Origin of the sequence: Asticcacaulis machinosus (genome assembly GCF_028550435.1) — a bacterium.
GTDB lineage: Bacteria > Pseudomonadota > Alphaproteobacteria > Caulobacterales > Caulobacteraceae > Asticcacaulis > Asticcacaulis machinosus.
In genome coordinates, this window is sequence record NZ_JAQQKV010000005.1 from 52,671 (window position 1) to 77,894 (window position 25,224).

At 56.3% G+C, this 25,224-nt stretch carries 14 protein-coding genes; 10 read left to right on the forward strand and 4 right to left on the reverse strand.

The window, feature by feature from the left end; translation table 11 throughout:
• Positions 1-32 precede the first annotated feature (32 nt).
• Complete coding sequence (locus PQU98_RS16810) at positions 33-2,609, reverse strand: TonB-dependent receptor (RefSeq protein WP_272746126.1); 2,577 nt, start codon at positions 2,607-2,609, stop codon at positions 33-35.
• A 396-nt stretch (positions 2,610-3,005) separates the two neighbouring features.
• Between PQU98_RS16810 and PQU98_RS16815 the strand changes: the two genes are divergently transcribed.
• The 6 genes from PQU98_RS16815 (at position 3,006) to PQU98_RS16840 (ending at position 12,074) form a co-directional block, all read left to right on the forward strand.
• The gene (locus PQU98_RS16815) at positions 3,006-4,142 is read left to right on the forward strand and encodes an ROK family transcriptional regulator (RefSeq protein ID WP_272746127.1); all 1,137 of its coding nucleotides are present in this window, start codon (positions 3,006-3,008) and stop codon (positions 4,140-4,142) included.
• A gap of 67 nt (positions 4,143-4,209) precedes the next feature.
• Positions 4,210-5,568, forward strand: a complete 1,359-nt coding sequence (locus tag PQU98_RS16820; RefSeq protein WP_272746128.1) for an MFS transporter — start codon at positions 4,210-4,212, stop codon at positions 5,566-5,568.
• A gap of 153 nt (positions 5,569-5,721) precedes the next feature.
• Positions 5,722-6,732 carry a LacI family DNA-binding transcriptional regulator gene (locus tag PQU98_RS16825; RefSeq protein ID WP_272746129.1) on the forward strand — a complete coding sequence of 337 codons (1,011 nt, stop codon included), beginning with the start codon at positions 5,722-5,724 and terminating at the stop codon, positions 6,730-6,732.
• A gap of 414 nt (positions 6,733-7,146) precedes the next feature.
• On the forward strand, positions 7,147-9,510 hold the full coding sequence (locus PQU98_RS16830; protein ID WP_272746130.1) for a TonB-dependent receptor: 2,364 nt from the start codon (positions 7,147-7,149) through the stop codon (positions 9,508-9,510).
• Positions 9,511-9,641: 131 nt separating this feature from the next.
• Entirely contained in the window at positions 9,642-10,682 is a 1,041-nt protein-coding gene (locus tag PQU98_RS16835; RefSeq protein ID WP_272746131.1) for a metallophosphoesterase family protein, read from the forward strand.
• A gap of 405 nt (positions 10,683-11,087) precedes the next feature.
• Positions 11,088-12,074 (forward strand): LacI family DNA-binding transcriptional regulator, encoded by a 987-nt coding sequence (locus PQU98_RS16840; protein ID WP_272746132.1) that lies wholly within the window; start codon positions 11,088-11,090, stop codon positions 12,072-12,074.
• Here PQU98_RS16840 and PQU98_RS16845 read toward each other — a convergent pair.
• From PQU98_RS16845 to PQU98_RS16855, 3 genes are all read right to left on the reverse strand, one after another.
• Entirely contained in the window at positions 12,071-13,294 is a 1,224-nt protein-coding gene (locus tag PQU98_RS16845) for an MFS transporter (RefSeq protein ID WP_272746133.1), read from the reverse strand. The genes PQU98_RS16840 and PQU98_RS16845 overlap by 4 nt on opposite strands.
• Positions 13,295-13,311: 17 nt before the next feature.
• Complete coding sequence (locus PQU98_RS16850) at positions 13,312-14,868, reverse strand: tryptophan halogenase family protein (protein ID WP_272746134.1); 1,557 nt, start codon at positions 14,866-14,868, stop codon at positions 13,312-13,314.
• A 61-nt stretch (positions 14,869-14,929) separates the two neighbouring features.
• On the reverse strand, positions 14,930-17,410 hold the full coding sequence (locus PQU98_RS16855) for a TonB-dependent receptor domain-containing protein (protein WP_272746135.1): 2,481 nt from the start codon (positions 17,408-17,410) through the stop codon (positions 14,930-14,932).
• Between the two features lie 441 nt (positions 17,411-17,851).
• Between PQU98_RS16855 and PQU98_RS16860 the strand changes: the two genes are divergently transcribed.
• Genes PQU98_RS16860 through PQU98_RS16875 form a run of 4 tightly spaced genes read left to right on the forward strand, consistent with a single transcriptional unit; the run spans position 17,852 to position 24,831 of the window.
• The gene (locus PQU98_RS16860; RefSeq protein WP_272746136.1) at positions 17,852-19,630 is read left to right on the forward strand and encodes an alpha-amylase family glycosyl hydrolase; all 1,779 of its coding nucleotides are present in this window, start codon (positions 17,852-17,854) and stop codon (positions 19,628-19,630) included.
• A gap of 4 nt (positions 19,631-19,634) precedes the next feature.
• Positions 19,635-20,525 (forward strand): ROK family protein, encoded by an 891-nt coding sequence (locus tag PQU98_RS16865; RefSeq protein ID WP_272746137.1) that lies wholly within the window; start codon positions 19,635-19,637, stop codon positions 20,523-20,525.
• A 48-nt stretch (positions 20,526-20,573) separates the two neighbouring features.
• Positions 20,574-22,607, forward strand: coding sequence for a glycoside hydrolase family 97 protein (locus PQU98_RS16870; RefSeq protein ID WP_272746138.1), 2,034 nt, complete (start codon positions 20,574-20,576; stop codon positions 22,605-22,607).
• Between the two features lie 10 nt (positions 22,608-22,617).
• The gene (locus PQU98_RS16875) at positions 22,618-24,831 is read left to right on the forward strand and encodes an alpha-galactosidase (RefSeq protein ID WP_272746139.1); all 2,214 of its coding nucleotides are present in this window, start codon (positions 22,618-22,620) and stop codon (positions 24,829-24,831) included.
• The last annotated feature ends 393 nt before the right edge of the window (positions 24,832-25,224 follow it).

The following is a 25,224-nucleotide window of genomic DNA, read 5'->3' on the forward strand; positions in this document are numbered from 1 at the left end:
CAGCTTGCCCTGTCCGCCGGTCATAAAACGGCTTACTGCTTGAATGCGACACCAAGCCACAATTGACGACCAAAATAGTTCAGGTCGCGGACACCATACTGATCGTAGTTTTCACGATGTTCATCGGTCAGGTTGCGCACTTCGCCGATGATCTGCGCCCGGCCGAGATTATAGCGGGCGGTTAAATCGACTTGCTTGAACGGCTTGTCATAGCGATTGGTGGCGGGATCACTCGTTGAGAACGAGGTATAACGCTCACCGGTATAGGCGTATGACACCCGCGCCTTGAGCGGGCCATCCTCATAAAAGACCGCCAGGTTGGCCTGATGGGCGGGCTGACGGTTCAGGCGGTCGGTACGCACACCGTTCGGCAGTTCGGCCTCACCATGCAAGCGGGTATAGTTGGCCGACAGACCAAGGTTCGACAGGAGACCCGGCAGGAAATCGAGTTCGTTTTTGACGAAGCTCAGTTCCAGACCGGAGACACTGGCATTGGCGACGTTTTGCGGCTGGGTAATGGTATATTGAGCGCCGTCTATCGTCGTCGTCCCCAGGGTCATAGAGTAGATTTCATCCTTGATGTCTTTGGAGAAGACCGCCACCGACACCATGCCCGACTTTCGCGGCAGGTACATTTCGACCGCTGCATCATAGTTTTTGGCCTTGCGCGGCTTGAGGTCAGGATTCCCGCGCGACAGGGTGAGTGCCGTCTGGTTAAGGCTTTCGTTCGTCCCCAGATCGGAAGGGTTGGCCCGCCCGATAGCCTCATAATAGGCGGCCCGGAACTTCATGTTATCCAGAATATTGTAGCTGAACACCGCCGACGGCAGGAAGTTGTTGTAATTACCCTTACGGCTGAGGGGCGTCACCGTGCTGCCATTGACGCGGTAGCCGTCAATTTCGGTTGTGGTGTCTTCGTATCGCCCGCCGAAAATCAGGCTATGGCGCTCACCGGCATGACGAGCCTGCACATAGACCGCATCGACGCCTTCGTTGACCACATAGTCGTTGCTGATGCGGTTAAGGTTGGAAGTTGCCGCATTCAAGATATATTTCGACGGATTAGCGTTTTTGTCGGCCAGGAACTTGTCAAAGTCAATAAACAGTTGCGGGGTGGTGGCATTGACCGAGGTATAGTTGGTCGGCATCAGCACATCCTGAAGGGTCGAGGTCTGACCTGAGGCGAGCGCATAGACATTCTGAAAGCGGTCGAAGTCACGGGTCAGATCGCGCGTCTTGGCGCCGGCACCAAAACCCCAACCGTAATCACCGCGCTCCATATTGAAGCGCCAGTCGAGTGAGGCCTCAGTGATATATTCATCGCTGTCGTCCTCGTAGGGATTATAGCTGTTGAACTTGTAGTTGAACGGATTGAGGAAGGTTGCGCTGTTATCTAGCACCGCCGACGGGATGCCGTCATTGATCGTGTAGTTATAGGCATTGGCTGCCGAGGTTGCCAGATTGTATTGCAACTGATTGGACGCCTCGACAAACGAAGCTTCTGAATAGGCGGCGCGGAACTTGACGACGTTATTATCATCCGGCGTCCAGTCAGCGCTGCCCTGCACGATGGTCAGCGGCTTATCGATCGGGAAATCGTTAAAGCGCACAAAACCGCCCGCTGTTGTCACCCGCGCCTTGTTGCCGGATGTCAGGGCCGGATCGGTCGATACCGCGCCGCGCGTCAGTTGGTGGGAGTGGCGCAGTTCCTGATCGGCCTGAATATAATAGGTTGAGGTCAGGGCCGTGGTCAGGGTCTCCATCGGACGCCATTCCAGTTTAAGCGTACCGCCGTAACGATCAACCGTGTTAGGGTAGCTCGACCACAGATGAGATGCTTGCACCGGCACGCCATTGGTCAGGTTATAGCCGCCCGGCACGAACCTCTCCTGATCGCGGCGCTTGCGTGAAAACGCGCCGGTGAACAGAACGCCAAACTGATCGGCATCACCAAAGGTGGTCGACACCGTGCCGTCAAAGCGGTAATTGACACCGTCATCGCTATCGCGACCATAGCCCTTGCCTGGAATATCCTGACTGTCGCCCATGCCGATGAAGGCCGAGCCTACCCAGTAAAGACCACGCTTATCAAAGGCCGAACGGGTAACGAGGTTGATCGTGCCGCCAATGGCATTGCCTTCCATGTCAGGCGTGCGCGATTTGAACACTTCAAGACGCTTGACCGCCGTGGTTGGCACCGATTCAAGGTTGAGTTGGCGGTTGCCGCGCTCTGACGTGGCGATGGTCGAGCCATCGAGCGCGCCGACGGTAAAGTTGGGATCAAGACCCCGGATACCGACAAAGCGGCCCTCATCCTCATCGAATTCAGTCTGCACGCCCGGCATACGGCGAAAGGAGTCGGAGATATTGTAATCGGGCTGCTGGCCCAGTTCGTCGCCAGTCATAAATTCGGCGATGCGCTCATCATTGTCTTTGGCGATCATAGCCTGACGGTTTTGCAGGCGAAAGCCCGTGACCACCACTTCCTGAACCCCATCATCCGATGATGCCGTCACGTCCTGAGCCATGACCGGTAGTGCTACCATCCCCGTCAGAACCGAGGCCAGTGAAACCAGTGACGCCCCACGGCGCAAATTGAACTTAAGCATGACAGACCCTCCAATACAGGCTTAACCTTGCCGCAGCCATTTAAACCCGTATTGCGTATTATTTGTGACGATAGCGATTATTTTCACTCACTAAGTGCACTAAACGGAACCACTATCGCCCAATCTGGCCTAAAATTACACCTTATGCTGAAGATGTTCATCATTTTAAACTTTATATGGGTTTAATTTTAATTACGCGATGTCATGACTTGCACATAGCGGTGCAAGCCGGTATTTGCGAAGTCGGCCTCAATTAAGGCACCACGCGCGAGAGCAAATTTCGATCAGACTGGATCATAAATTTGCTCTCGTTTTTTGGCTGTCGCTCTTTCCGATCCATCAAATGACTTCATTTGTTGGCAAACGCTCTAACCGACCGAATTTGTTTGGATAATCATGTTCCTCCCCAGAGACGGCCTGCTGCCGACATCCTCCACCGAGTGGCAAATCCTGAGCCTGATCCAGACCGGCAAGGTCACAACGCAGGCCGATATAGTCGCCGGCACCGCACTCAAGCAGCAGACCGTTTCCCGAACCGTCGGCGATCTGATCGCGCAGGGTCTGTTGACGACAGGTGAACGAATTTCGTCCGGTCGGCGTGGCCAGCCAAGCACAGTTCTTTGTCTTAATCCCGACCACCTGTTCTCACTTGGCATATCGATCATGGCCGATGCCGTATCGGTGCTGCTTATGGACATGGCCGGGCGGGAGCGCGGATATCTGCGCCTGAGCCCGCCGGTAATGTCACGCGAGGGGGTGCTGGGCACAGTACGCGACGCCCTTGAAAGCCTGTGTGCAGCCGCCCGGGCGCAAACCGACAGGGTGATCGGCATGGGGGTTGGCATTACCGGCTTTGCCCTGGAAGATGGCCGCCGCTTCAACGGGCCCCGCAGTCTGGATGAATGGTCAGGCGTCGACGTAGCCGGAATTTTCGAGGACGCTTTTGGCCTGCCGGCGTGGGCTGACAACGACGGCAACGTCGCCGCCGCAGGAGAAAGCCTGTTAGGCATCGGACGCTGGGCGCGAACCTTTGCCTATATGTATATTGCCACCGGCTTTGGCGGGGGTCTGGTCATCAATGGCCAACTGATGCGAGGCGTGCATGGTAATGCCGGAGAATTTGCCGGCTCTCTGCCGAAATTTATCTACACGCCCCCGACCCTTGAACTCCTGCGCCATTGCTTTGCGCGCCGCGGCGACGAATTTGACACGATCGGCGACATGCTGAACGTCCTTGATGTCGAAGCCCCGGCGGTCAACGACTGGCTGAACCGCATAGGTGATTCCCTGTCATTGGCCTGCTCAGCCTGTGCGGCCATCGTCGATCCCGAAGCGATTGTTATCGGCGGACGCGTACCGAAAGCTTTGGCGGCCCGCATGATCGAACGCGTAGATATGCGCCACGCACCACGCAGAGGCATTTACCGGCCCCAGCCCCGCATCGTGCCTTCAGAAGTCACGGGTGACGCGACCGCCCTTGGGGCCGCAGCCGTACCGCTCAAGCTGCGGGTCTTTAAGACCGAGATCTTCTGACGATCGCAGCCTGTCACATCAGTGTACTGAAGGGCGTCTATGATGGGCCGCCTTGAAAGCCTCTGTAATGTTCCTGATTTCTCATCTGAAATTCATCTATGGCCTGGCCAGTTTCGGCAAGGCGCTGCTGTGGAACGCTTCAAGTCTGCTGTTTATTTTCTTCCTGACTGAAACGGTGGGGCTCGAACCGGCGGTCGCGGGCACCATTATCAGCGGCTCGCTCGTGCTGAACGCCTTTGCCGACCTCGTCGCCGGAAGGGTCATGACGCGCTATGTATACACGGCCGCAACGGCCGCGCGCGCCCAGTTCGTCGGCAGTGTGGCCGCCGGCATAAGCTTCGTCGCATTTACCTATGCCGGTCATGTGCCGCAAGCCAGCCGTCTCCTATATTGTATTGCGACCTTAACTGTATTCCGCATTGCCTATGCCACTTATGACGTCCCCCACAATACCTATTTTGCGCTGAAAGCTACCTCGGACAAGGAGCGCTTTGCCCTGGCCTCGGTTCGCTATATCGCCAGTGGCGCGGCCACTTTATTTCTCACCGCCCTGACCGCCTCATGGGTGCGCCGGACAGGCCTGACCCAGACAGGCAAGTCATTTGAGGCCAATATCGAGACGGACTTTTTTCTTATCTCTCTGGCTCTGGGTGTGATTGCGGCCGGGTTTTCGTTTTTACTGCATCTTGCTCACGCCACGACTAAGACGGCACCAGCCCCTGTCACAGCGAATTTGATACCCGACGCATCCGCGCAGCACACGCAACCCGGCCCGATCAGCCCCACCTATATCTATATCCTGCTGGCGATGGTAGCGCTGTCGGGGACATCGCCGTTTTTTGAGAAACTTGAGCCCTATTTCAGTGCCTATGCCTCCGTTGATGCTGTCTCGGCCTTAAGCTTCATGACCGCCGTTGCCATTGGAAAGCTGGCCTTTCAACCTTTATGGGCATGGCTCGCCGGCCGCTACGCCCCTGAGCGGCTCTATACCGGCGCTGCGGTATCCATGATTGCGGCATGCCTGATATTTTTGTTGCTAAGCCGTCAGTCACCCGCCCTGTCGCTTCTGAGCGGTATTCTTTACGGCGCCACATGGGGCGGCGTGGCCAGCTACAAGTGGGGCCTTTTGGCCAAGTCCGTTGCTTCGGACCCGGCGGGCGCTACCAAATGGTTCGGCCTGTTTACCTTTGCCGCCAAACTGGCCCACGCCGGGGCGGTTTATGGTGTCGGCGTCGTGCTTCAGCATATTGATTACCGCGATGCAACGACCGGGGGTGACGCGATTGCGACCCTCATGGTTTTACCGCCTCTGGCTGGGGCCTTAATCATCGTCGCCCTGTCCTTACGCCTGACCAGGCTGAGCCCCGGATCTGGCCAGGTCAGGACTCGCTGTGCTGACGATAAACAAAGCGCGCCCTTAATATAAACACCGGGTTTTCATTAATCGTTTAATTTTTACATATCTCTAATTCATCGATCCCATAAGCACCGGCACATTCAATTCGTTTGAAATCATTGGACTTAAATACGGCTGGTGTTAGATTTAGTGAAAATTTCATCATGTTCGAGGCATTATAGCGTGTCCAACGATCCGGCAGAGGTCAAATCGACCAAACGTGTGACCCTGAAAGACGTGGCCAAGGCGGCCGAAGTCTCGCTGGCCAGCGCCTCGTACGCGATCAATGGCACAGGCTCCGTCGGCGAGCAGGTCCGCGCTCACGTCCTTAAGATTGCCGAGACGCTGGGGTATCGTCAGAACCTGTCAGCGCGCGCCATGCGCACAGGCCGAACGGGGACACTGGGCCTGATCCTGCCGGATTTCGCCAATCCGTTCTTCATAACCCTGGCCCAGTCGGTGATGCGCAACGCCCGCGCTCAGGGGTACTGCGTCTTCGTGACCGATACCGAAGGCGATCAAAAGCAGGAACGCAATGCCCTGAATTTAATGATCGAGCGCGGCGTTGACGGCATTGTCTGGTTTCCGGTACGCGACCTCGATAACGGCGCCGCTCTTACCAGTGACACCCCGACGGTGGTTATCGACCGCACCGTCGGCGGCATTGAACAGGTTCATGCCGATTACCGGGCCGGCGGCCGCCTGGCGGCGGAACATCTGGTGGCATTAGGGCACACACGGATTGGTGTTATCTCCGGGCCGATGAGCGTTCTCAGCATGCGTGAGCGTTGCGCCGGGGCGATTGCCTATATCGAGCAGCACGCCGAATTGGCCTTTAACCTTGCTACCGCCTTCTCTTACGATCTGGAATCCAATGTCTGCAAGGCCATTGAACAGCGTGAAGCGACGGCCATTTTTGCCGGGGCTGATCTGATCGGCTTAGGTGTAATTCAACACGCTACGCGCTGCGGCCTGAGCGTGCCCGACGATTTGTCCGTTGTAGGCTTCGACGATATCCCCTGGGCTCAGATATCAACGCCCCCCCTGACGACCATTGAAATGCCGGTTGAAGAAATGGCCGCTGAAGCCATTGACGCCCTGCTCCGCCGCATCGACTCCCGCGCACAGCCGCGTCGCAAAGTGGTGTTTGAAACCGCCCTGATCGTGCGCCAGTCCACATCCCGCTACCTGTAATCCCGGTCGCTTATAGCAGCGGACGTTCTGAAGAATGCATTCGCTTGCTCTAAGTTTGTGCTTTGTCGCGACGTTTTAGCAGAAAACCGCTCACACTTTATCTGCACGTTGTTTTTAAATGACCGCCGGGCCCCGGGCCCGCCTAGCGGCGGATGCTCACCCTTTTGGCCTGGCTTAGTGCAAATAAATTTAGTGAAACGTTTCAACAACCTGCGCAAGCCCGCGTAATTTCTAGCTTCAGACGCAATGAAACTGTCATTTTAGCCATATATAGGCCTAAGACACATCCATTTTCACTCATCCGGCACCGCCAAGACTCATCCGTTTAACGGTAAGCCTCAACAGACCTATTGATAAACAAACTTAAACGTTTCACACGCTTTCAAAGTATTTTTTGCTATAAGGGGAACCACAATGAAAACCTCCATTCTGCTGCTGACAACGGCGATAACCGGGCTGTTTGCGGCTGATGTTTCTGCACAAACGACACCGGATACTATGCCGGAGGCCTCGGACATAGAAGACGTCATTGTCGTCGGGCGCCGTTTTGGTTCGGGCCTGACACGGGCGACCTTTACGCTTGGCAAGGACGACATCGATGAGCGACCATTAGGTGCCGACATCATGCAAAGCCTTAACAAGGTGCCGGGCCTTAGCGTTGCGACCGGCGACGCGCGCGGCGGTACATTCTCGTTTGAAATGTATATGCGTGGCCTGACCGATGAACAGATAGGACTGACGCTAGATGGCGTGCCAACGGGCGACTCCCGCTTTAATGGCGGCTCACCGCCCGCGCGCTTTATCGAATCCTCCAATGTGGGACAAATCGTCGTTTCGCAAAGTGCCGGGGATATCGGTGCGCCGTCGCGGTTTGCGCTGGGGGGCTTTGTTAATTTTGTCACCGACCAGCCGAAACAGGATTTTGCTGTCACACTCGAAGGCGGGCTTGGGTCATTCGATTTTGGCCGCGCCTTTGTCCGCGTGGATACGGGTGAAATCGCCGACGGCTTCACCGCCTATCTCAGCGCCTCCACCCAAAGCAACGATATCTGGAGCGGGCCGGACAGCCGCTCGTCCGAACGCGACCACTACGAAGCCAAGGTGGTCAAACGCTTCGGCAACGGTTCAAGCCTGACCGGCCGCCTGTCTTATAACGAGCAGGCAGACAATGATTTCAACATCATTACCCTGGCGCAGTTTCGCACCAATCCGGACTCGGATTTCGCCACGGATGAAATTGCCGGTATTCCGGCGGTGGATGTAAACTATGGCGGGGCGCTGGGCGGCACGCGCGAAGATTTCTTAAGCTACGTCATTGCTGATCTGGTGCTCAACGCCAACGTCACCTTCAAAATCACCCCCTATTATCAAACCCTGCGCGGTGAATCCTTTCGCTATCAGGATCGCTCACGCCTCCTGACCGGTGGCAACCCTTATGCCGTGACCGGCTATAATGCCAATGGCGGCGCCATTCGCCCGGCGCTGACGACGGTGCGCAATTCCAACGCGGTGGGCGGCCCCGCCGATATGCGCGTAACGCCCCGTGACCGTGACCGTGTCGGCGTAACCGACGAACTTATCATCAGCGATCTGTGGGCCGACACCGGCCTGACCCACACTTTACGCTTTGGGTCATGGTATGAAAAAAGCGAAAGCAGCGAACAGCGTAATTTCTATCCGGTTATCAATTCTGCGACCTCGGCGGCCTATGATCGCGCGAAGCTGAACTATGTTGAGTATGCCCGTGAAGCCACGCTTAAGAGCACCCTGCTCTACGCCCAGGATGAGATAAAAGCGCTTGATGACCGCCTGACGGTCGATCTGGGCCTGACCTGGTATGACCTTAGCTACGAGGCCCGTTCACCGCTTGAATATTCGGCAGTGGTTTCATTCTCGCAGCAGTCCGATGTCAACCCCAAGATCGGTGCCAACTACAAACTGGGCGACGGCTGGGAAGTGTTCGGTGGGTACGCCAAAAACTTCGCCGGCATCCCCGAAGACGCCTTCTTAGGCTCAACCGCCATCATCTCGCCCGACCAGCTTGAACCGGTGACCACTGAAAATCTTGATCTCGGCCTGCGGTACGTCGTTGATCACGCGGCTTTTTCCGTTCAGGCTTACCGCGTTGATCTGAAGCAGAATGTTGGCATAGTCCCCATATCCACAGTCGGTGTTGATCCGGACGAAATCGTGCGCGGCAATGTGGCAACGAAGGCTGCCAACACTCAGGGACAGGTTAGTGAAGGCTTTGATGTAACCGGGTTTTACGATTTCGGGGCCGTTGATCTTTACGGTGCGTACACCTGGATAGATGCCCGCCATGATGACCCGGCAGCAGGCAGCGCTGAGCGGTTGAAACTGGCGTCTCTGGCCATTATTGGTGGGGAGCGGGTACGCGATATTGCCGAACACTCGGCGTTCGTGCAGCTAGGCTGGTCACCGATCTCCAATGCCCGCATCGTTCTTAACGGGCGCTATGTGGGCGAACGTGTCGGGGCACACATTGTGCTGCAAAACACGTTTCAGGAGATCGGCGTCGATATAATCCCTGACTATACGGTTCTGGGTCTGAGCGGCCACTATGACTTCAACAATATCCGCCTGCAACTTAATGTCGATAACCTTACCGATGAGGACTATATCGCTTCGGTGTCTGGGGCGACCGTGACTCAACCCGAATTTGGCGCGACCCTGGCTAATCCGGCCGGGCGGTCACTGACACGCTATTTTCTGGGCTCGCCGCGCACAACGACCGTATCGCTACGCGTCCGGTTCTGATTCATAGATTTAAACACCGAAACATTAAGACACGTTTTTAGATCCAGCAGATCAGAAACGTGTTTTATTTGTCTGTTACGGCTTATGGCTAAACCTTAGTTTTTCACGCCAGCAGGTTCAGGAGACAATCTATGCACGCCGCCCTTAAAGTGTTGAGCCTGAGCTTGGCCTTGGCTTTGGCCGCCTGTGCGACAGGGCCAAAACCTGACCCTAAAATCGCCTTTGCCGATGCGCCTTTTGAGGTGATTGTGTTTGGCGATACGCCCTATACGGCAGCCGACGAGGCTATGCTGGCGCGCGCCCTGCCCGTCGTTAAAGCCGTTAATCCATCATTTGTCCTGCACGTCGGTGATTTTCAATCCGGTGGAGACGTCTGTGGCTCACACGACACCCGCTTCCAGTCCCTTGTGAACGCGCTCGCCCCCCTACCGGTCATCTATACCCCTGGCGATAATGAGTGGACCGACTGTGACAGACAGATCGACCCCGCAACCGGTAAACCTTTTTCAGAGTTGAAGCGATTAGATACACTTCGCCACCTGTTCTTTGGCCGTGAGGTGACGGTTCCGGCCACGATGATCTATAAGCGCGCCCGTTCGCTACCGGAAAACGCTCGTCTGGACTATGCCGGTGTCATAGTGGTGACGGTGAACGTGAGCGGTACGAACAACGGGCGCGACGCCGTAATGGGCGATGATCTGCATAAGGCGGCGCGAGCCGCCGATCAGCGTGACAAGGCCAATGTACGGTGGCTCAACGCTGCCTTTGATCGCGCAAAAAAGCTAAAGGCGAAATCAGTAATTGTGGTCATGCAGGCCGATATAACTCATCCGCTGACCGAGCCTCCCTGTCGCGATGCTGTGTCAAAGCGCACGGACAACCAATGCGATGGTTTTTACTTTGTGCGTCAGTCGCTTATTGCCAATGCCCAAAGCTTCGGAAAGCCGGTTTTACTTATCCATGGCGACACAGACCCCTTTACACTAACCCACGGGGATTTTGGCGTGGCAAACCTATGGCGATTAAATGCCGCCGGTGATGCCGGCATTAACGCCACCACGCAACAGCCCTATGGGGTTGTTGATGTCACACACCTGACAATAGATCTGTCTAAGCCCATGCCTTTCAAGGCTTCTGGGTTACTAACGCAAACTCAACCGAACTCAAAATAGCCTGCCTTATTTGGTGCGTAACTAATGAGCCGATATGAATGGCGATATCTAAGGGTGCCCTTGGTCTGTTTTACGCCAACTACGCGCCCAATGCAGACGTTTGCCTATCTCAGCGAACTTCAGGAAGCGGACATCGCAAGCACCTTGGCCAACTTTAAACTGTACTGAATCACTATGGCGAAGTCGGCGGAGTTTCATAGATAAAGAGTATGATGTTAGAGTAATAGATCGTAAAAGCCTTACAGTTGAGCCACTTTGACAAAGCTGGTCTTTAGCTCAACGAACCCTGCGAAAATCACAGACAACCTGATCAGGATAAGCTAGGCTGCTCACCTGTTTAAACCTGTTCCGGAAGATAACTTGGCCCGTCTGCCGCCTGATAATATATTGATTAAGCGCCTTAAAATGTCCGACATTGCCAAAATGGCTGACGTATCGGTATCCACAGTTTCACGAGCGCTCGCAGGCAGTTCTATGATTCCCGAAGCTTTGCGGGAAAAAATTACCGCTATCGCCGAAGAACATGGCTATGTGGTCAATCAGGCGGCCCGCAATCTGCGCCTTCAGACGACCAATACGATCGGGCTTATCCTGCCGATGGGGCATGAAACCGGCCAACAGGTCACCGATCCCTTCCTGCTTGAGCTGATTGGTCATCTGTCCGAAGACGTATTCAAGCGCGGTTACGACCTGTTGATGTCGAAAAACCCGGCCCCCCGTCAGGGCTGGCTGAAGGATCTGGTGCAGTCGCATCGCTTCGACGGTATGCTCGTTTTAGGCCAATCGGATCAGCACGAACAGATTAACGCTCTGGCTCACAAATATCCGCCGATGGTGGTGTGGGGGGAGCGTCTTGACAGCCAGTCCTATTGCTCGGTCGGGGTTGATAATGTCTTTGGCGGGCGGCTGGCTACGGAGCATCTGATTGGCCGCAGTCGTAAACAGATTTTGTTTCTGGGGCCTACGCAAGTGCCGGAGGTCTCAAGCCGTTTGCGGGGTTACAAAGACGCTCTTAAAGATGCAGGTGTTCCAGTTCGCCCTGGCCAGATCGTCGAGGCCCATTTTACCTATGATTCCGCCTATCAGACGGTGCGCGACCTTCTGGTGTCACGGCGTAAGTTCGACGCTATCTTCTGCGCGTCGGACGTCATTGCGCTGGCCGCGATAACCGCCCTGACCGATAGCGGACGCCGGGTACCAGAGGATGTGGCTGTCTGCGGATTTGACGACGTGGCTATGGCGCGCAGCCTGACACCGCCGCTGACCACCATTAAGCAGGATTTACGCATGGGCGCGCAGATGATGGTTGACCTGCTGTTCCAACGTCTGGGGGGAGACAAAACCTCATCGGCGGTCATCCCCGCCAGTCTGATTGTTCGGGCGTCGACCTAATATTCACTGACATCGAGGGCTTTGAGCCGTGCGGCGCTGGGATCGCGGATCAGGTTAAACAACAGGGCGGCAAACAGCAGGGCTGCCAGAACCGTGGCCAGCACAAACCCGTACTTTGCATCTCCAAAAGCGTCGCTGATCGCGCCCATAGCCAGAGGGGCAATCACTGCGCTGACGCAGGTAAAGAACAGTATTATGCCACCAACCGCGCCGTGCTGCGACTTTTTGAAGCCGGAAATGCCTTTGGAGTTTATGGTCGGATAGATAACCGACATAAACAGACCCGATAGCGGCAGGACATAGACCGCCACAGCCTGCCCCCCAAAGAGCGCCAGAGCGAAGCAGACAAAAATCGCTCCGGAACAGATAGCCATGACAATCGTCCACGACAGACGCGCCAGCATCCATGAGCCGAGGAACCGGCCTGCCGCCCGCAGTACGAAAAATATGGATAAGGCATAGAGCGCAAGCCACATGGCCGGGCCCTGATACCCCGCAAGCAGGGTCGGCATCCAGACATAAATGGCCGTTTCCACTCCGACATAGAGCATGGCCAGCCCCGAAAACGCCATGGCATAGGGATCTTTGATCATGGCCAGTGAGGCCTTGAGGTTAACGGTTTCCTTTGAAGGCTCATGGGTTACGGGATACCTGACGCTGAAGGCTGTCAGGATCAGCAGGCTGCACAGGATACCGGCGATCACATAAAGCCACTTCCATGACGCCCCGTTCAGCAGCAGTTGGGTGACAATCAGAGGGCCGATTATGGCGCCAACTCCAAAGAAACCTTCGACGGTGTTCATAACCCGCGTATGGCTGTGGGTCGAGGTCGAAATATCGCCGATCAGGGCCAGAGCGCCTGTCTTGAACACCCCGATCGACAGGCCGGAGATAAACAACAGGCTGGTGAAGAACAGAAAATCATTGCCGACTGCAAACAGGAAGGAATTGAGCGCGAACATCGCCAGCCCCAGAATGATCGTCCACTTTCGCCCCATCCGGTCGGCGAGAAACCCAAGCCCCAAACCAGCCAAAGCAATGCCAGCCATAGTGGCGTAATGAAACGCCCCGGCTTCGGTCATGGTCAGGCCAAATTCGGTGATGATCTGCGGAATGATCACGCCGACCGCATCCGTGGTCATGGCAAACATCATGAACATCAGATAGGTCAGCCAGGTGATAAGCCCGATATTGGCAGGCCGCTCAGCGGATTGGGTCATGGTAAGGCTCCAGAAACTCACACTCCCACGGTCGCAGGCACAGGCATCTTGCGTATGTGGTGGTCAATATAGTCTTGGTGGGACGGTAGGCGGGTCGCGGCACTGGCCATCGCAGCCGCCAGTTTGTTCAGCCAATCTTTCCCGTCCACGCTCCGGTAGGCGATCAGGGGATCAGGATTTTGAGGGAGGTTCAGTTGTCCGATATGCACGGCCAGCCACGAGGTCGGTCCAAACAGCTCAGCGTCGCGCTGTATAAGGCGGCCATAGCGCCTGAAATGTTCGATCTTAACTTGCAGGCTATCCGGGATCATCATGGCCGCGCAGTCGCGCCACAGAGGTTCCTCCCGACGGTTCAGATGATAATGTAAAATGAGAAAGTCACGGATGCGCTCACATTCATTGACCGCGATGCGGTTATATTCCGCCGTCACCAGAGGATCGAAATCACGGTCAGGAAAAAAGGCCAGAAGCTTGGCGATACCCGCCTGAATGAGGTGCAGGCTGGTCGATTCCAAAGGCTCCATAAAGCCGCTCGACAGGCCGATGGCGACGACGTTCTTTTCCCAATAGGTTTTACGACGGCCCGTTTTAAACCGCAGCACCCGCGGTTCGGCCAGAGCCTGTCCGTCCAGATGGTTCATCAAAGTATCGGCCGCTTCATCATCGCTGATATGGGCCGAACTATAGACATAACCGTTGCCCGTGCGGTGTTGCAGCGGGATGCGCCATTGCCAGCCGGCGACGCGCGCCGTTGAGCGTGTAAAGGGCGTAAAGTCACCGGCATTTTTATTTTGCCCTAACGCTGCGCGGCTTAAGGGCGGTTTATCACACGGAACGGCCACGGCCCGGTCGCACGGCAGCCAGTGCGTCCAGTCCTCATAGCCGACCTTGAGCGCCTCCCCCATCAGCAGGGCGCGAAAGCCGGAGCAATCGATAAAAAGGTCGCCGTTGAAAGATCGGCCATCGTTTAACTGTACCGCGCCCACAAAGCCGTTCTCAGCCTTGAGCGCGACATGGCTCACCTTGCCCTCAACACGTATCACACCGCGCTTTTGGGCATATTCGCTGAGATAGGCCGCATAAAGCCCCGCGTCGAAATGATAGGCATAGTCATAAGTCGATAAAACATTACGTGGATCGGGCGACGGTGGCGCAAATCGCCCGCGACTGGCGGCCGCCCAGCCCATGCAGTAGTCATCAAGTGGCCGGGCGTCGCCCCAGGCATATGCCTGTTGCCAATAATGATGCACATGCACCAGATCAAACGGTCGCCCATAGCTGCCGAACGGATGAAAATAGGAGCGGCCTTTTTCAGCCCAGTCGACGAATTGAATGCCGAGTTTAAAAGAGCCTTGAGTACGGCGGATAAACTCGCTTTCATCCAGTCCCAAAGTCTCATTAAACAGCTTAATGGGCGGGATCGTGGCTTCGCCGACGCCGACCGTGCCAATCTCATCAGACTCAATAAGCGTAATCTGACAGTCACGTTGTAACGCATTTGAAAGGGCCGCCGCGGTCATCCAGCCTGCCGAACCACCACCGACAATGACAATCTTTTTTACGGTATTGGTCATAGGCCTAACCCTGTCAAAGGCCTGCTCCGGTGATTTCTTAGACCGGAGCAGGTATAAAGCATCAGAACCGGTAACGGAGCGAAGCGCTGACCGTGCGGCCCAGTACCGCCGAGTTGGAGAATATCCCCGACGTCGGGCTGGTTTGTAGTAAGCCGCCGCTGCCGCGGTAGCCCAGCGTATCAAACAGATTGTTGGCATTCAGAGCCAGTTCGAGACCTTCGGAGATATCATATTTGACAAAGCCGTTAACATAGGTCTGCCCTTCAACCTCCTGACCGCTCCAGGCCAGACTCTTGCCCTGACCGTTGATGCTTAGCCCCACCTGAACGCGACCGAAGTCATAGGATGGCGAGACCTGGAACGAATAGTCCGGCAGGGCGCCCGGTGCAACGCCACTGGATGCGACCTTGGAATCCGTCACCGTGACATCCCCGAAGACACTGAACTTGCCGTAACGTACACGCCCCGACAGTTCCAAGCCCTTACTCTCATAGGTCTCACTGATGACCGGATCGAGTCCATTGGTGATCCGGGTAAAGTCGTAATTGTTATCGACAAGATCGGCTTTAAAGAGCGTGGCCTCGAAGCTGTAGCGCGCCCCCGCAATATTACCACGCCGTTTCACACCGACTTCCTGCTGTTCTATGAAATTGACCGCCGTGGTCTCACCTTGGGCACTCAACGACCCGTCGACATTGAAGTTGCCCCCCAGAATACGGCGGTCAGCATTGAAGCGGCCGCCCTTGCTGGCGCGAACGAAGACGGACGTGTCGTCATTGAGCGCGTAGAGCACGCCGACCGACCATGACGTATAGCTCTTGTCGTAGTCCAGAACTTCAGGTGTGCCACCCGCCACCATCGATGGCAAAATAGCCATACCCATTTCATCGGTCACGGTGACGTTGGGCCCTGCCACTCCGCCCCGCGCCCAGCCTGAGGCCGTCAGGGTGTCACGGCGCACGCTGGCGTCGAGATCAAGGGCACCACGTACCCAGTTCAGGGACAGATAAGGCGCTTCGTCGACATAGGTAAGATCATAGGCCCGCGCACAGCAATTACCCCAGTTATCATTGAAACCCGCCTGCCCCGCTGCCGTCAGTTGAGTGCCGGTGCCCGCCGCCCCTGTGAACAGGTTAAGCTGTGCCGGATCATCGCCGCTCAGTTCGGAATAGGAGCGGTTGACATGCCATTCCTGAGCTATGGACTGACGCATATAGAAATAGCCCGCCTTGACCGTCAGCCGACCAGAGGCAATGTCGGTTTTGCCTGTCACCACAAGATCGTTGACGAAACTGCCCATATCGCTCATGCGGGTGTCGATATTGGGGTTATTGTTGAGATAGGTGCCGGTATAGACCTGCCCTTTTTTCGGGCCGTTAGCGTAGACGATAGAGCCGACGGTGCTGCCATTGACGGTCGAACCGATAATACTGGCGGTGGTTGCCACATTCAGGAACTGAGTACGGAAGGCACCGCTCTGATCCGTCCAGCGCAGGGCATTATGTACCGACAGATTGTCACTGAAGTCATAATGAAATTCACCGCCTATCGCGGTCGCCTTCACATGAATGCCTTCCATCGGGACATTTTCCAGAGTGCCATCATTATTCAGCACCTGAAAATTCTGATTGTAGATGGAGTGGTTCGAATCCTTGCGGGCATCAAAACCCGGCAGTGGCGAGAAGTCCGTGATCGTATTGCCGTCCAGCTTGGCGATTGAAGGCATGGTGGTATAGGTCGGCGCTTTGTCATCCAGTCGCTTGAAATTCAGGCGCAGATAGCCTTTCCCCTCATGCAGATCTTTGGTGACGTTACCCTTGATCTGATAGCCTTTCAGCGCATTATAGCCAATGTCGGTCGGGCCGCTGCCGTCGCGAACAAAACCCCCGACATGAAAACGCAGGGTTTCATTAATCGGGCCGCCATAAGCAAAATCGACGCGGGTTTCATCATAGCCCAGCGCCTTGGACAGACCGATCATGCCGCCTTCGACCTTGCCGGTATTGCTGATGTAGTTGATAACAGCACCGGGCGCCTGCGACGCAAAGGTTGAAGCCCCGCCCCCGCGCACACCTTCGAGGCGTTCAACCGACTGATCATAACGTATCCAGTAGTCGTTATTGCCAAAGTTCATATCGCCGAACAGCACGGTCGGCAGGCCATCTTCCTGAAGCTGCACAAACTCCGAACCGCCCGTTACCACAGGAATACCCCGAACCGAAATGTTTGAGTTACCGCCGGGGCCGGCCGTGTCCTGAGCCTGAATGCCCGGAATCAGGCGATAAACCTCGGCTTCTGAACGCGGCGTAAAGTCGCTGATCTGGTCAGCCGACACGCTGGCGACAGATACGGAACTCTTAAGCAGAGTTTTGTCGCGGCCTGATGCGGTCACAATGACGGTTTCGACCGCGTCATCGGCCTGAGGGGCTACTGACGGCGCGTCCTGCGCCTGAACGTCCTGGGAATGGGCGGCAAAGCCCAAGGCCCAGACAGAGGCACCAATCATCAAGGCTTTGGATAAATTACGGGATTCGGGTTTCATAGTTCTGGTTTCCTGTGCTGTAGCATCTACGGCGATCTTGGCGTCGCTCTGGAATGTCTAAAACTGCGTGATGAACGGCCCGCTTGGGCCTGAATGCTCCATGATCAGGAAATGGCACTTAATGCAAACGATTGCAAATAAAATTTCGCGCGCAAGTCATACCGCGGCGCAATATGCAGCATTATTGTCGCATTTTAAGCCGGAAATGCCCGATATACGGCCGCCATCCAAAATATTTTACGCTCCACTTAAAATAATCTTGCAATCGATTGCATTTGAGTTCACCCCTATATCGAAGCTGTCCGCGCCAGTACACGCATCCCAACTCCCAAGCGGCACCTTCCCAAATAACTCACCGCCCTACGGCCTCACGCTCCTGAGACAAAACCCGTAGGGCGGTCTTTTCTTTCGCTTTTGTTCAGACGGATTATCATGCCCCTTATGGCTCAAGTCCCCCCCCAGACTCACGCCCTTTCAGGTCTGCCGGCTTTAGCCCATGCGCACTGGCAAACCGCCTGCGACGCGCTCGCCCGGCTTTATAGTGACCGTCCGGATTATAGCGCCGCTATGGCGGAACTGGAGCGCCGGGTCATCAACGCCCGCTCCGCACGGCCTCAGGTGCTTAACGAGCTGGACGCCAGCCGTCAGCATGTGCCTGACTGGTATCTTAAACCTGGCCGTCCGGCCTATTGCACCTATATTGACCGCTTCGGCAAAACCCTAGTGGGCACATCTCAGCATCTGGATTATCTGAAAGAACTGAACATAGGTATCTTTCACCCCCTGCCCTTGCTTAAGCCGCGTGAGGGCAATAGCGACGGCGGCTTTGCGGTCGCCGATTATCGCCAAACCGACCCGCGCCTTGGCGGATTCGACGACCTGAAGCAACTGGCCGCCGATCTCCGCGATCGTGACATGTCGCTGGTGCTCGATATGGTGCTCAATCACACTGCCAAAGAACACGATTGGGCGCAAAAGCAGTTATCCGGCGATCCAGCCTTTCAGGACTTTTACATTGTCCTGAAATCCCAGACCGAAGTCGATGCGTGGGAAGCGTCACTTCAGGATGTCTTTCCCGACACCGCCCCCGGTAGCTTTACCTATGTGCCCGAAGCCAGCGGCTGGGTATGGACGACCTTCTACCCCTTCCAATGGGATCTGAACTATGCCAATCCGCGCGTATTTACCGAAATGGTCGATGTCCTGTTCTATCTGGCCAATGCCGGGGTTGAAGGTTTCCGCCTCGATTCGACGGCATACTTATGGAAGCGCAAAGGCACAATCAGCCGCAACCTGCCGGAAACCCATGATATTCTGCGGGCGTTCCGCGCCCTGTTGTCGATCGTGGCACCATCGGTCTTTTTGCTGGCCGAAGCGATCGAAAGCCTTGACGCCGTTCTGCCGTTCTTTGGCACCCCGCAAAATCCCGAATGTGACCTCGCCTACAATAATGGCGTCATGACGGCGCTGTGGGGGGCACTGGCCGATCAGAAAACCGATATCCTACAATCGGTCATCGCAAAAACCACCGCCAAGCCCGCTCATGGCCAGTGGCTGAACTATGTGCGGTGCCATGACGATATCATCTGGCTGGCGCTGGCGGACAGCGTGCCGATGAACAGGCTTCAAAGGTGGGCCGATTTCTATGCCGGAAAAGACTCCTACGCCAAAGGCCTTTCGTTTCAGGCCCCCGAAGGGTTTCCGGCCTCTGGCTGCGGCATGGCGGCCAGTCTGTGCGGCGGCCTTGACGACCCGCAGGCGCTTGACCGGCTGAAACTGCTCTACGGCGTCACCTATGCCCTGGACGGCGTGCCGTTACTTTATATGGGCGACGAGATCGGTCTTGAAAATTTTGAGGCCTTTCGTGATGCCCCGGCTTTGCGTGATGAAATCCGCTGGCTGCATCGTCCGGACATGGATTGGGGCCTGGCCGAAAAACGCCGGGATGCCGCCACACCGCAAGGGCAGATGTTTGATTATCTTAAAACTCTGTCGCGGCGCCTCAAAGACCTGAATCTCGCCTCAGGCATAACTGTCGTGGAAACGCCATTGTCTTCAGTGTTATGGTTTGAACGCCCCTCGGCGCAGGGCCGCTTTGTTTGCGTGGCCAATTTCAGCGATGCCACTGTCACCATCACCCCGCCGGGCCGGGTCATTGTTGGCGCGGACGGGGCGGTATTACCCCCCTATGCGCTTTACTGGTACATCGCGGAGGCTTGAGACAATGACGCGTTTCATAGGCATCGAAATCGGCGGTACCAAGGTCAATATAGCCACAGGCACGGGCCCGGATGACCTGTCTCCGACCCTGCGTATTGCGACCCGCGATCCGCAAGCGACCATGAGTGATGTCATCGCCGCGGTGAAAAATATCTCAGGGCCGATTGACGGCATAGGCATTGCCAGTTTTGGCCCGATCGAAGTCTCCACAGGCCGTGAGACCTTTGGGCATTTTCGCAAGACCCCTAAGCCGGGCTGGAGCCATTTCGATCTGATGGGGCCCTTGATGGCCGCCTTTCCCACCATTCCTATGGCGCTCGATACCGACGTTAATGGTGCCGCCCTTGGCGAAGCCCGCTGGGGGGCGGCGCGGGGGTTGAACAGCTTTGCCTATACCACGGTGGGCACCGGAATCGGTGTCGGCGTCATCAGCCATGACCGGCCCATCCACGGTCTGTTGCATCCCGAAGCCGGCCACGTACCGATCAGGCGCGATCCCGCTCGCGATCCGTTTGAAGGGGCCTGCCCGTTTCATACCGGTTGCCTCGAAGGGCTGGCCAGCGGGCCGGCGATTAAGGCTCGCACGGGTATAGCCGGTGAAGACCTGAGCCCTGACGATCCGGTATGGGCGCTGGTTGGCGGTTATCTGGGGCAGATGTTCTATTCGCTGGCCCTGATCGCCTCCCCACAACGCATTCTGGTCGGCGGCAGTGTTGGTCTTAATGCCCAGGTTCTGAGCGCCGCCCGCGATGAAGCTTTCCGGCTGATGAATGGTTATCTGGAAGCGCTGGATGAGCGCGCGGCATTTGACAGCTATATTCAACCCGCACAGCTTGGCGATAAGGCCGGTGTTCTGGGGGCGCTGGTTCTGGCCGCCCGTGCTGCGCGACCCTGATCTATAAATTGCGCCCGGACAACCGGGCCGATCCGTCTGGAGGAAACTATGCTAAGCTATCTTAAAAGCCCATCTTTGGGCCTGTTCTGCGCTGCAAGTCTGCTGGCCATGACCGCCACACTGGCCAGAGCCGGGACGGTTGTTACGACCTCACCTGACGGACGCAATGTGATCCGGGTCGAAACCTCAGCGACGGGCCTGACCTATTCCGTCAGCCGCGATGGGCACCCCATTATTGCCCCGTCACCGCTCGGCTTGCGCTTTGATGCCGGACAGATCGGCGCCTCAGCCGTGGATGTGGTCGGGCAAAAAACCATAACGGTGAACACCACCTACACCCCCGTGGTGGGCAAGGCCTCACGGGTTGCTGATCATTATAACCAGACCCGGATTGACCTGAACCAACCCGGCCCGGTGCAGCTCAACTACACCCTGATTGTGCGCGCCTATGATGAGGGTGTGGCCTTGCGCTACGTCCTGCCTCAGCAGCCGGGCTTGCCGGAAACCCTCAAAATTCATCAGGAAAACACCCAGTTCAATTTCCCCAACGACTATAAGTGTGTCGGCAGCAATATCGGCCGCTATGACAGCAGCTCAGAGGCCGAGTTTGATCCGGTCAAGGCCTCAAAGATCCGGGGTTCCAATCGTTTCATGGCCCCTTTGGTATGTAAGACCGGCGTTGAAAACACCACCTTCGCCATTGCGGAGTCCGATGTCAGAAACTATCCCGGCGCCTATTATGCCGGTCGTGATGACGGCGGTTTAGGTCTCGCCACAGTGCTGCCGCCGCGCTTTGACAGCGACCGCGATCTGCGCTTCAAATCAAGCGTTCTGGCCACACTGTCTCTCAAAGACGGTTCCGCGCAAACCCCGTGGCGGGTGGTTATGTTGGGCGATACACCCGGATCGCTGGTGGCTTCAAACCTGATCCCAACACTGGCGGAACCGAGCACACTTACCGACACAAGCTGGATCAAGGCGGGCAAAAGCGCCTGGGACTGGTGGAGCCACTGGACCATCGACGTGCCAGGGGCAAAGGCAGGCATAAATACCGCCACCTATAAAGCCTATATCGATTTCGCCGTCGCAATGAAGCTTGAATACATCCTCATCGATGAGGGCTGGTCGGTCGGCAGTTCGGTTGAGCCGACCAACAATTCCGATGTCACCAGGGCCATACCCGCCGTGGACATGCCGGACATCCTTAAATACGCCAAATCCAAAGGCGTTGGCGTGTGGGTCTGGGTGCAATGGAAGCAGCTCGACGCACAGATGGATCAGGCGCTGGCTCAATATCAGGCCTGGGGCATCAAGGGTATCAAAGTCGATTTCCTTGATCGCAATGATCAGGAGATGGTCGACTACTACCACAAACTCTTGTCGAAGGCCGCCGAGCACCACATTATGGTCAATCTGCACGGCGCCTATCCGCCCAATGGTCTGGCCCGCACCTACCCCAACTACGTCACTCAGGAAGGGGTCATGGGCGCGGAATATAATAAGGGCACGACCCGCATCACCGCCACCCACAATGTAACCCTGCCCTTTACCCGCATGATACTGGGGCCCATCGATTATACGCCCGGAGGATTCCGTCACCTGACGCCCGAAGCGTTTGCGATCCAAAAACGCAATAGCGCGCCGTTTGTGCAAACCACGCGCGGGCAGGCCGTGGCCATGTATGTCGTCTATGACTCACCCTTTGTTACCGTGGCCGACAGTCCGGAGGTATATAAAAAAGCCGACGGCTCATGGGCTGACGGTGCGGAGTTCATTCGCGATGTGCCCGCCACCTGGGATGAAACCCGCGTACTGTCGGGCGATATCGGCCAGTATATCGTCACCGCCCGCCGGTCGGGTAAGACCTGGTATATCGGGGTCATGGGCAACGAAGACCCGCGTGACCTGAGCGTACCGTTATCATTCCTCGGCAAGGGCAGGTTCAAAGCCAGAATCCATCAGGATGGTGCCGACATCAGTTCATTGTCCGTCAGTGATCAGGCGGTCACAGCGGATGTAACCCTGAACCTGAAACTGGCGGCCTCCGGCGGGGCCGTCGTTGTCCTCACCCCCACCAAGTAGGAGCGCCACTATGCTGGATCGCCGTCGTCTGTGTCTGGCCCTGCTCAGTGGGGCCGCCATCTTGTCAATGCCCCTGAAATCACGGGCCCAGCCAGCCTATAATGATCGCCAGAAGGCCTTTCGACTGGATGGCGGCGGCGTTACCTATGCGTTTGGTATAAACACCAAGGGCCAGTTAGAGACCCTGCATTGGGGCGGGCGACTTGGCGACGGCGATACTCTGGGCCCGGTTACGGCGCGTGGGGATCACTCGTCGTTTGATTTGGCCATCTCCGTTTCACCGCTTGAATACAGCGGCTTTGGAGGCGGTATGGTGATTGAACCGGGGCTTAAAGTCGCGTGTCCCGACGGCAGCCGCGATGTCGTGCTGACCTATCTGAGCCACAGTCTTGAGGGCAGCACGATTAGCGTGCGCCTGAAGGATATCGCCCGCAATATCTATGTCGATCTGCGCTACATCATGGACGCTGATACCGGTATTCTGTCGCGATCGGCCGTCGTCGAAAACCGCACCGACGACTGGATCGACGTGCAGCATTTCGCCGCCGCTATCCTCAACCTGCCGGTTAATGACGATTACCGCCTGCATTACCTGACCGGCCGCTGGGCGGCGGAATGGACACTTCAGGAACGGCCACTGGAGGCCGGCTCCACCGTGCTGGAAAGCCGTCGCGGTTCCACGGGCCATCAGAACAATCCGTGGATCGCCATATCCCGCGCCGATACCGACGAAGAGGACGGCCCGGTCTGGTTCGGGGCTCTGGGTTGGAGCGGATCGTGGCGCATCACCGTTGATAAGGATGCCGTCGGCGGTGTGCATGTGGTGGCGGGTTATAACCCGTTTGATTTCGACTATCGCCTCGCGCCCGGTGAGACACTGGAATCGCCGACCTTTTACGCTGGCTACAGCGACCACGGCATGGGCGGAGCCTCGCGCCTCATGCACCGGTTTCAGCGCAACCATATTCTGCCAGGGCATCCGGCACCAAAGATTCGGCCCGTGCTCTATAATTCGTGGGAAGCTACGACCTTTGCGGTCGATGCCAGGGGCCAGATGGCGCTGGCCGAAAAAGCTGCATCTCTGGGCATCGAGCGCTTTGTCATGGATGACGGCTGGTTTGGCGGTCGTAATTCAGACAAGGCAGGTCTGGGCGACTGGTGGGTCAATCCACAGAAATTCCCGAAGGGTTTAAAGCCCCTGATCTCTAAAGTCCGCAGCCTCGGCATGGAATTTGGCCTATGGGTCGAGCCTGAAATGGTCAATGCTGATAGTGATCTTTATCGCGCCCATCCCGACTGGATCATCAATTTCAGGGACCGTCCGCGTACTGAGGGCCGCAATCAGATGGTGCTCAATCTGGCCCGCCCCGATGTTCGCGATCATTTGCTGGGTGTGCTCGATAGTCTGTTGCGCGACCATGACATCAGCTTTTTGAAGTGGGATTATAACCGCAACTGGTCTGAGCCCGGCTGGCCCGACGTTGCGCCCGATCAGCAGCCTAAGCTTTATGTTGAATATATCCGCAATCTGTATGGCCTACTGGCTGAGTTACGACGCCGGCATCCCCATGTCGAAATCGAATCCTGTGCGGGCGGGGGCGGAAGGGTCGATATGGGCATCATGGCTCTGACCGATCAGGTTTGGCCCTCCGACAATACCGACCCCTATGACCGCCTGACCATGCAGGAGGGTTTCAGCCATGCCTATGCGCCTGCGGTCATGATGGCCTGGGTGACGGATTCCCCGAACTGGGTCAATCAACGCTCGACGTCTCTGGCTTACCGTTTCCTATCGTCGATGCAGGGCGGCTTAGGGATCGGGGCCAATCTCAACCACTGGGATAAGTCCGATTTTGCGACCGCCAAACGCCTGATTGCTGAATACAAGACCATCCGTAAAACCGTTCAGCACGGCAACCTTTACCGGTTGATATCCCCCCGGAATGGTTCAAACCGCTCTGTGACTCTCTCGGTATCGGCCGATAAATCTCAGGCGGTTCTGTTCGCATTTGTGCATTCCAGCACTAAACTCGATGCCCTGCCCGCGATCACCCTGCGCGGTCTTGATCCCCGTAAAATCTACAGTATCCGTGTGATCGAAGGGGGCTTTGATCCCCGCACGCCGCCCACGGCCAGTGGCGCTTACTGGATGACTCACGGCCTGAGCGTCCCCCAAAAAGGTGACTTTCAGGGCTCTTTGTTCGGCTTTGAAGTGCAGATTTAGGTGTCTTACTGCGATCATCACTTCAGCCTTCAGACGCATCAAAATTCCATCTGGAAACGGATAAAAAGTTCGTCCGCTTGTATTAACGAAGCACATATAAAAAATGCCTTCTGAAGCCATACGGCACCTCGGCGCCCATAGTGGTCATTTGCTGATCGTCGCAGAAGCCCGAAAGCGGACATCCGCAATTAGTAATTCCCATAATAATTACTCAATTAGAGATAATCTGCGCGGCGTTCATCGGCAGCAACCTTTTCGTCAGCGGTCAAGGACAGTGAGGTGCCCCTAGAATTGTAGACACCTTGCGTCTTCAAAATGCGTTGTCTGTCTTCGAAGTCAATGGGCGACAACATGCCATTGTTTGTGTGCTTGCGTTTGGGGTTATAGAACATC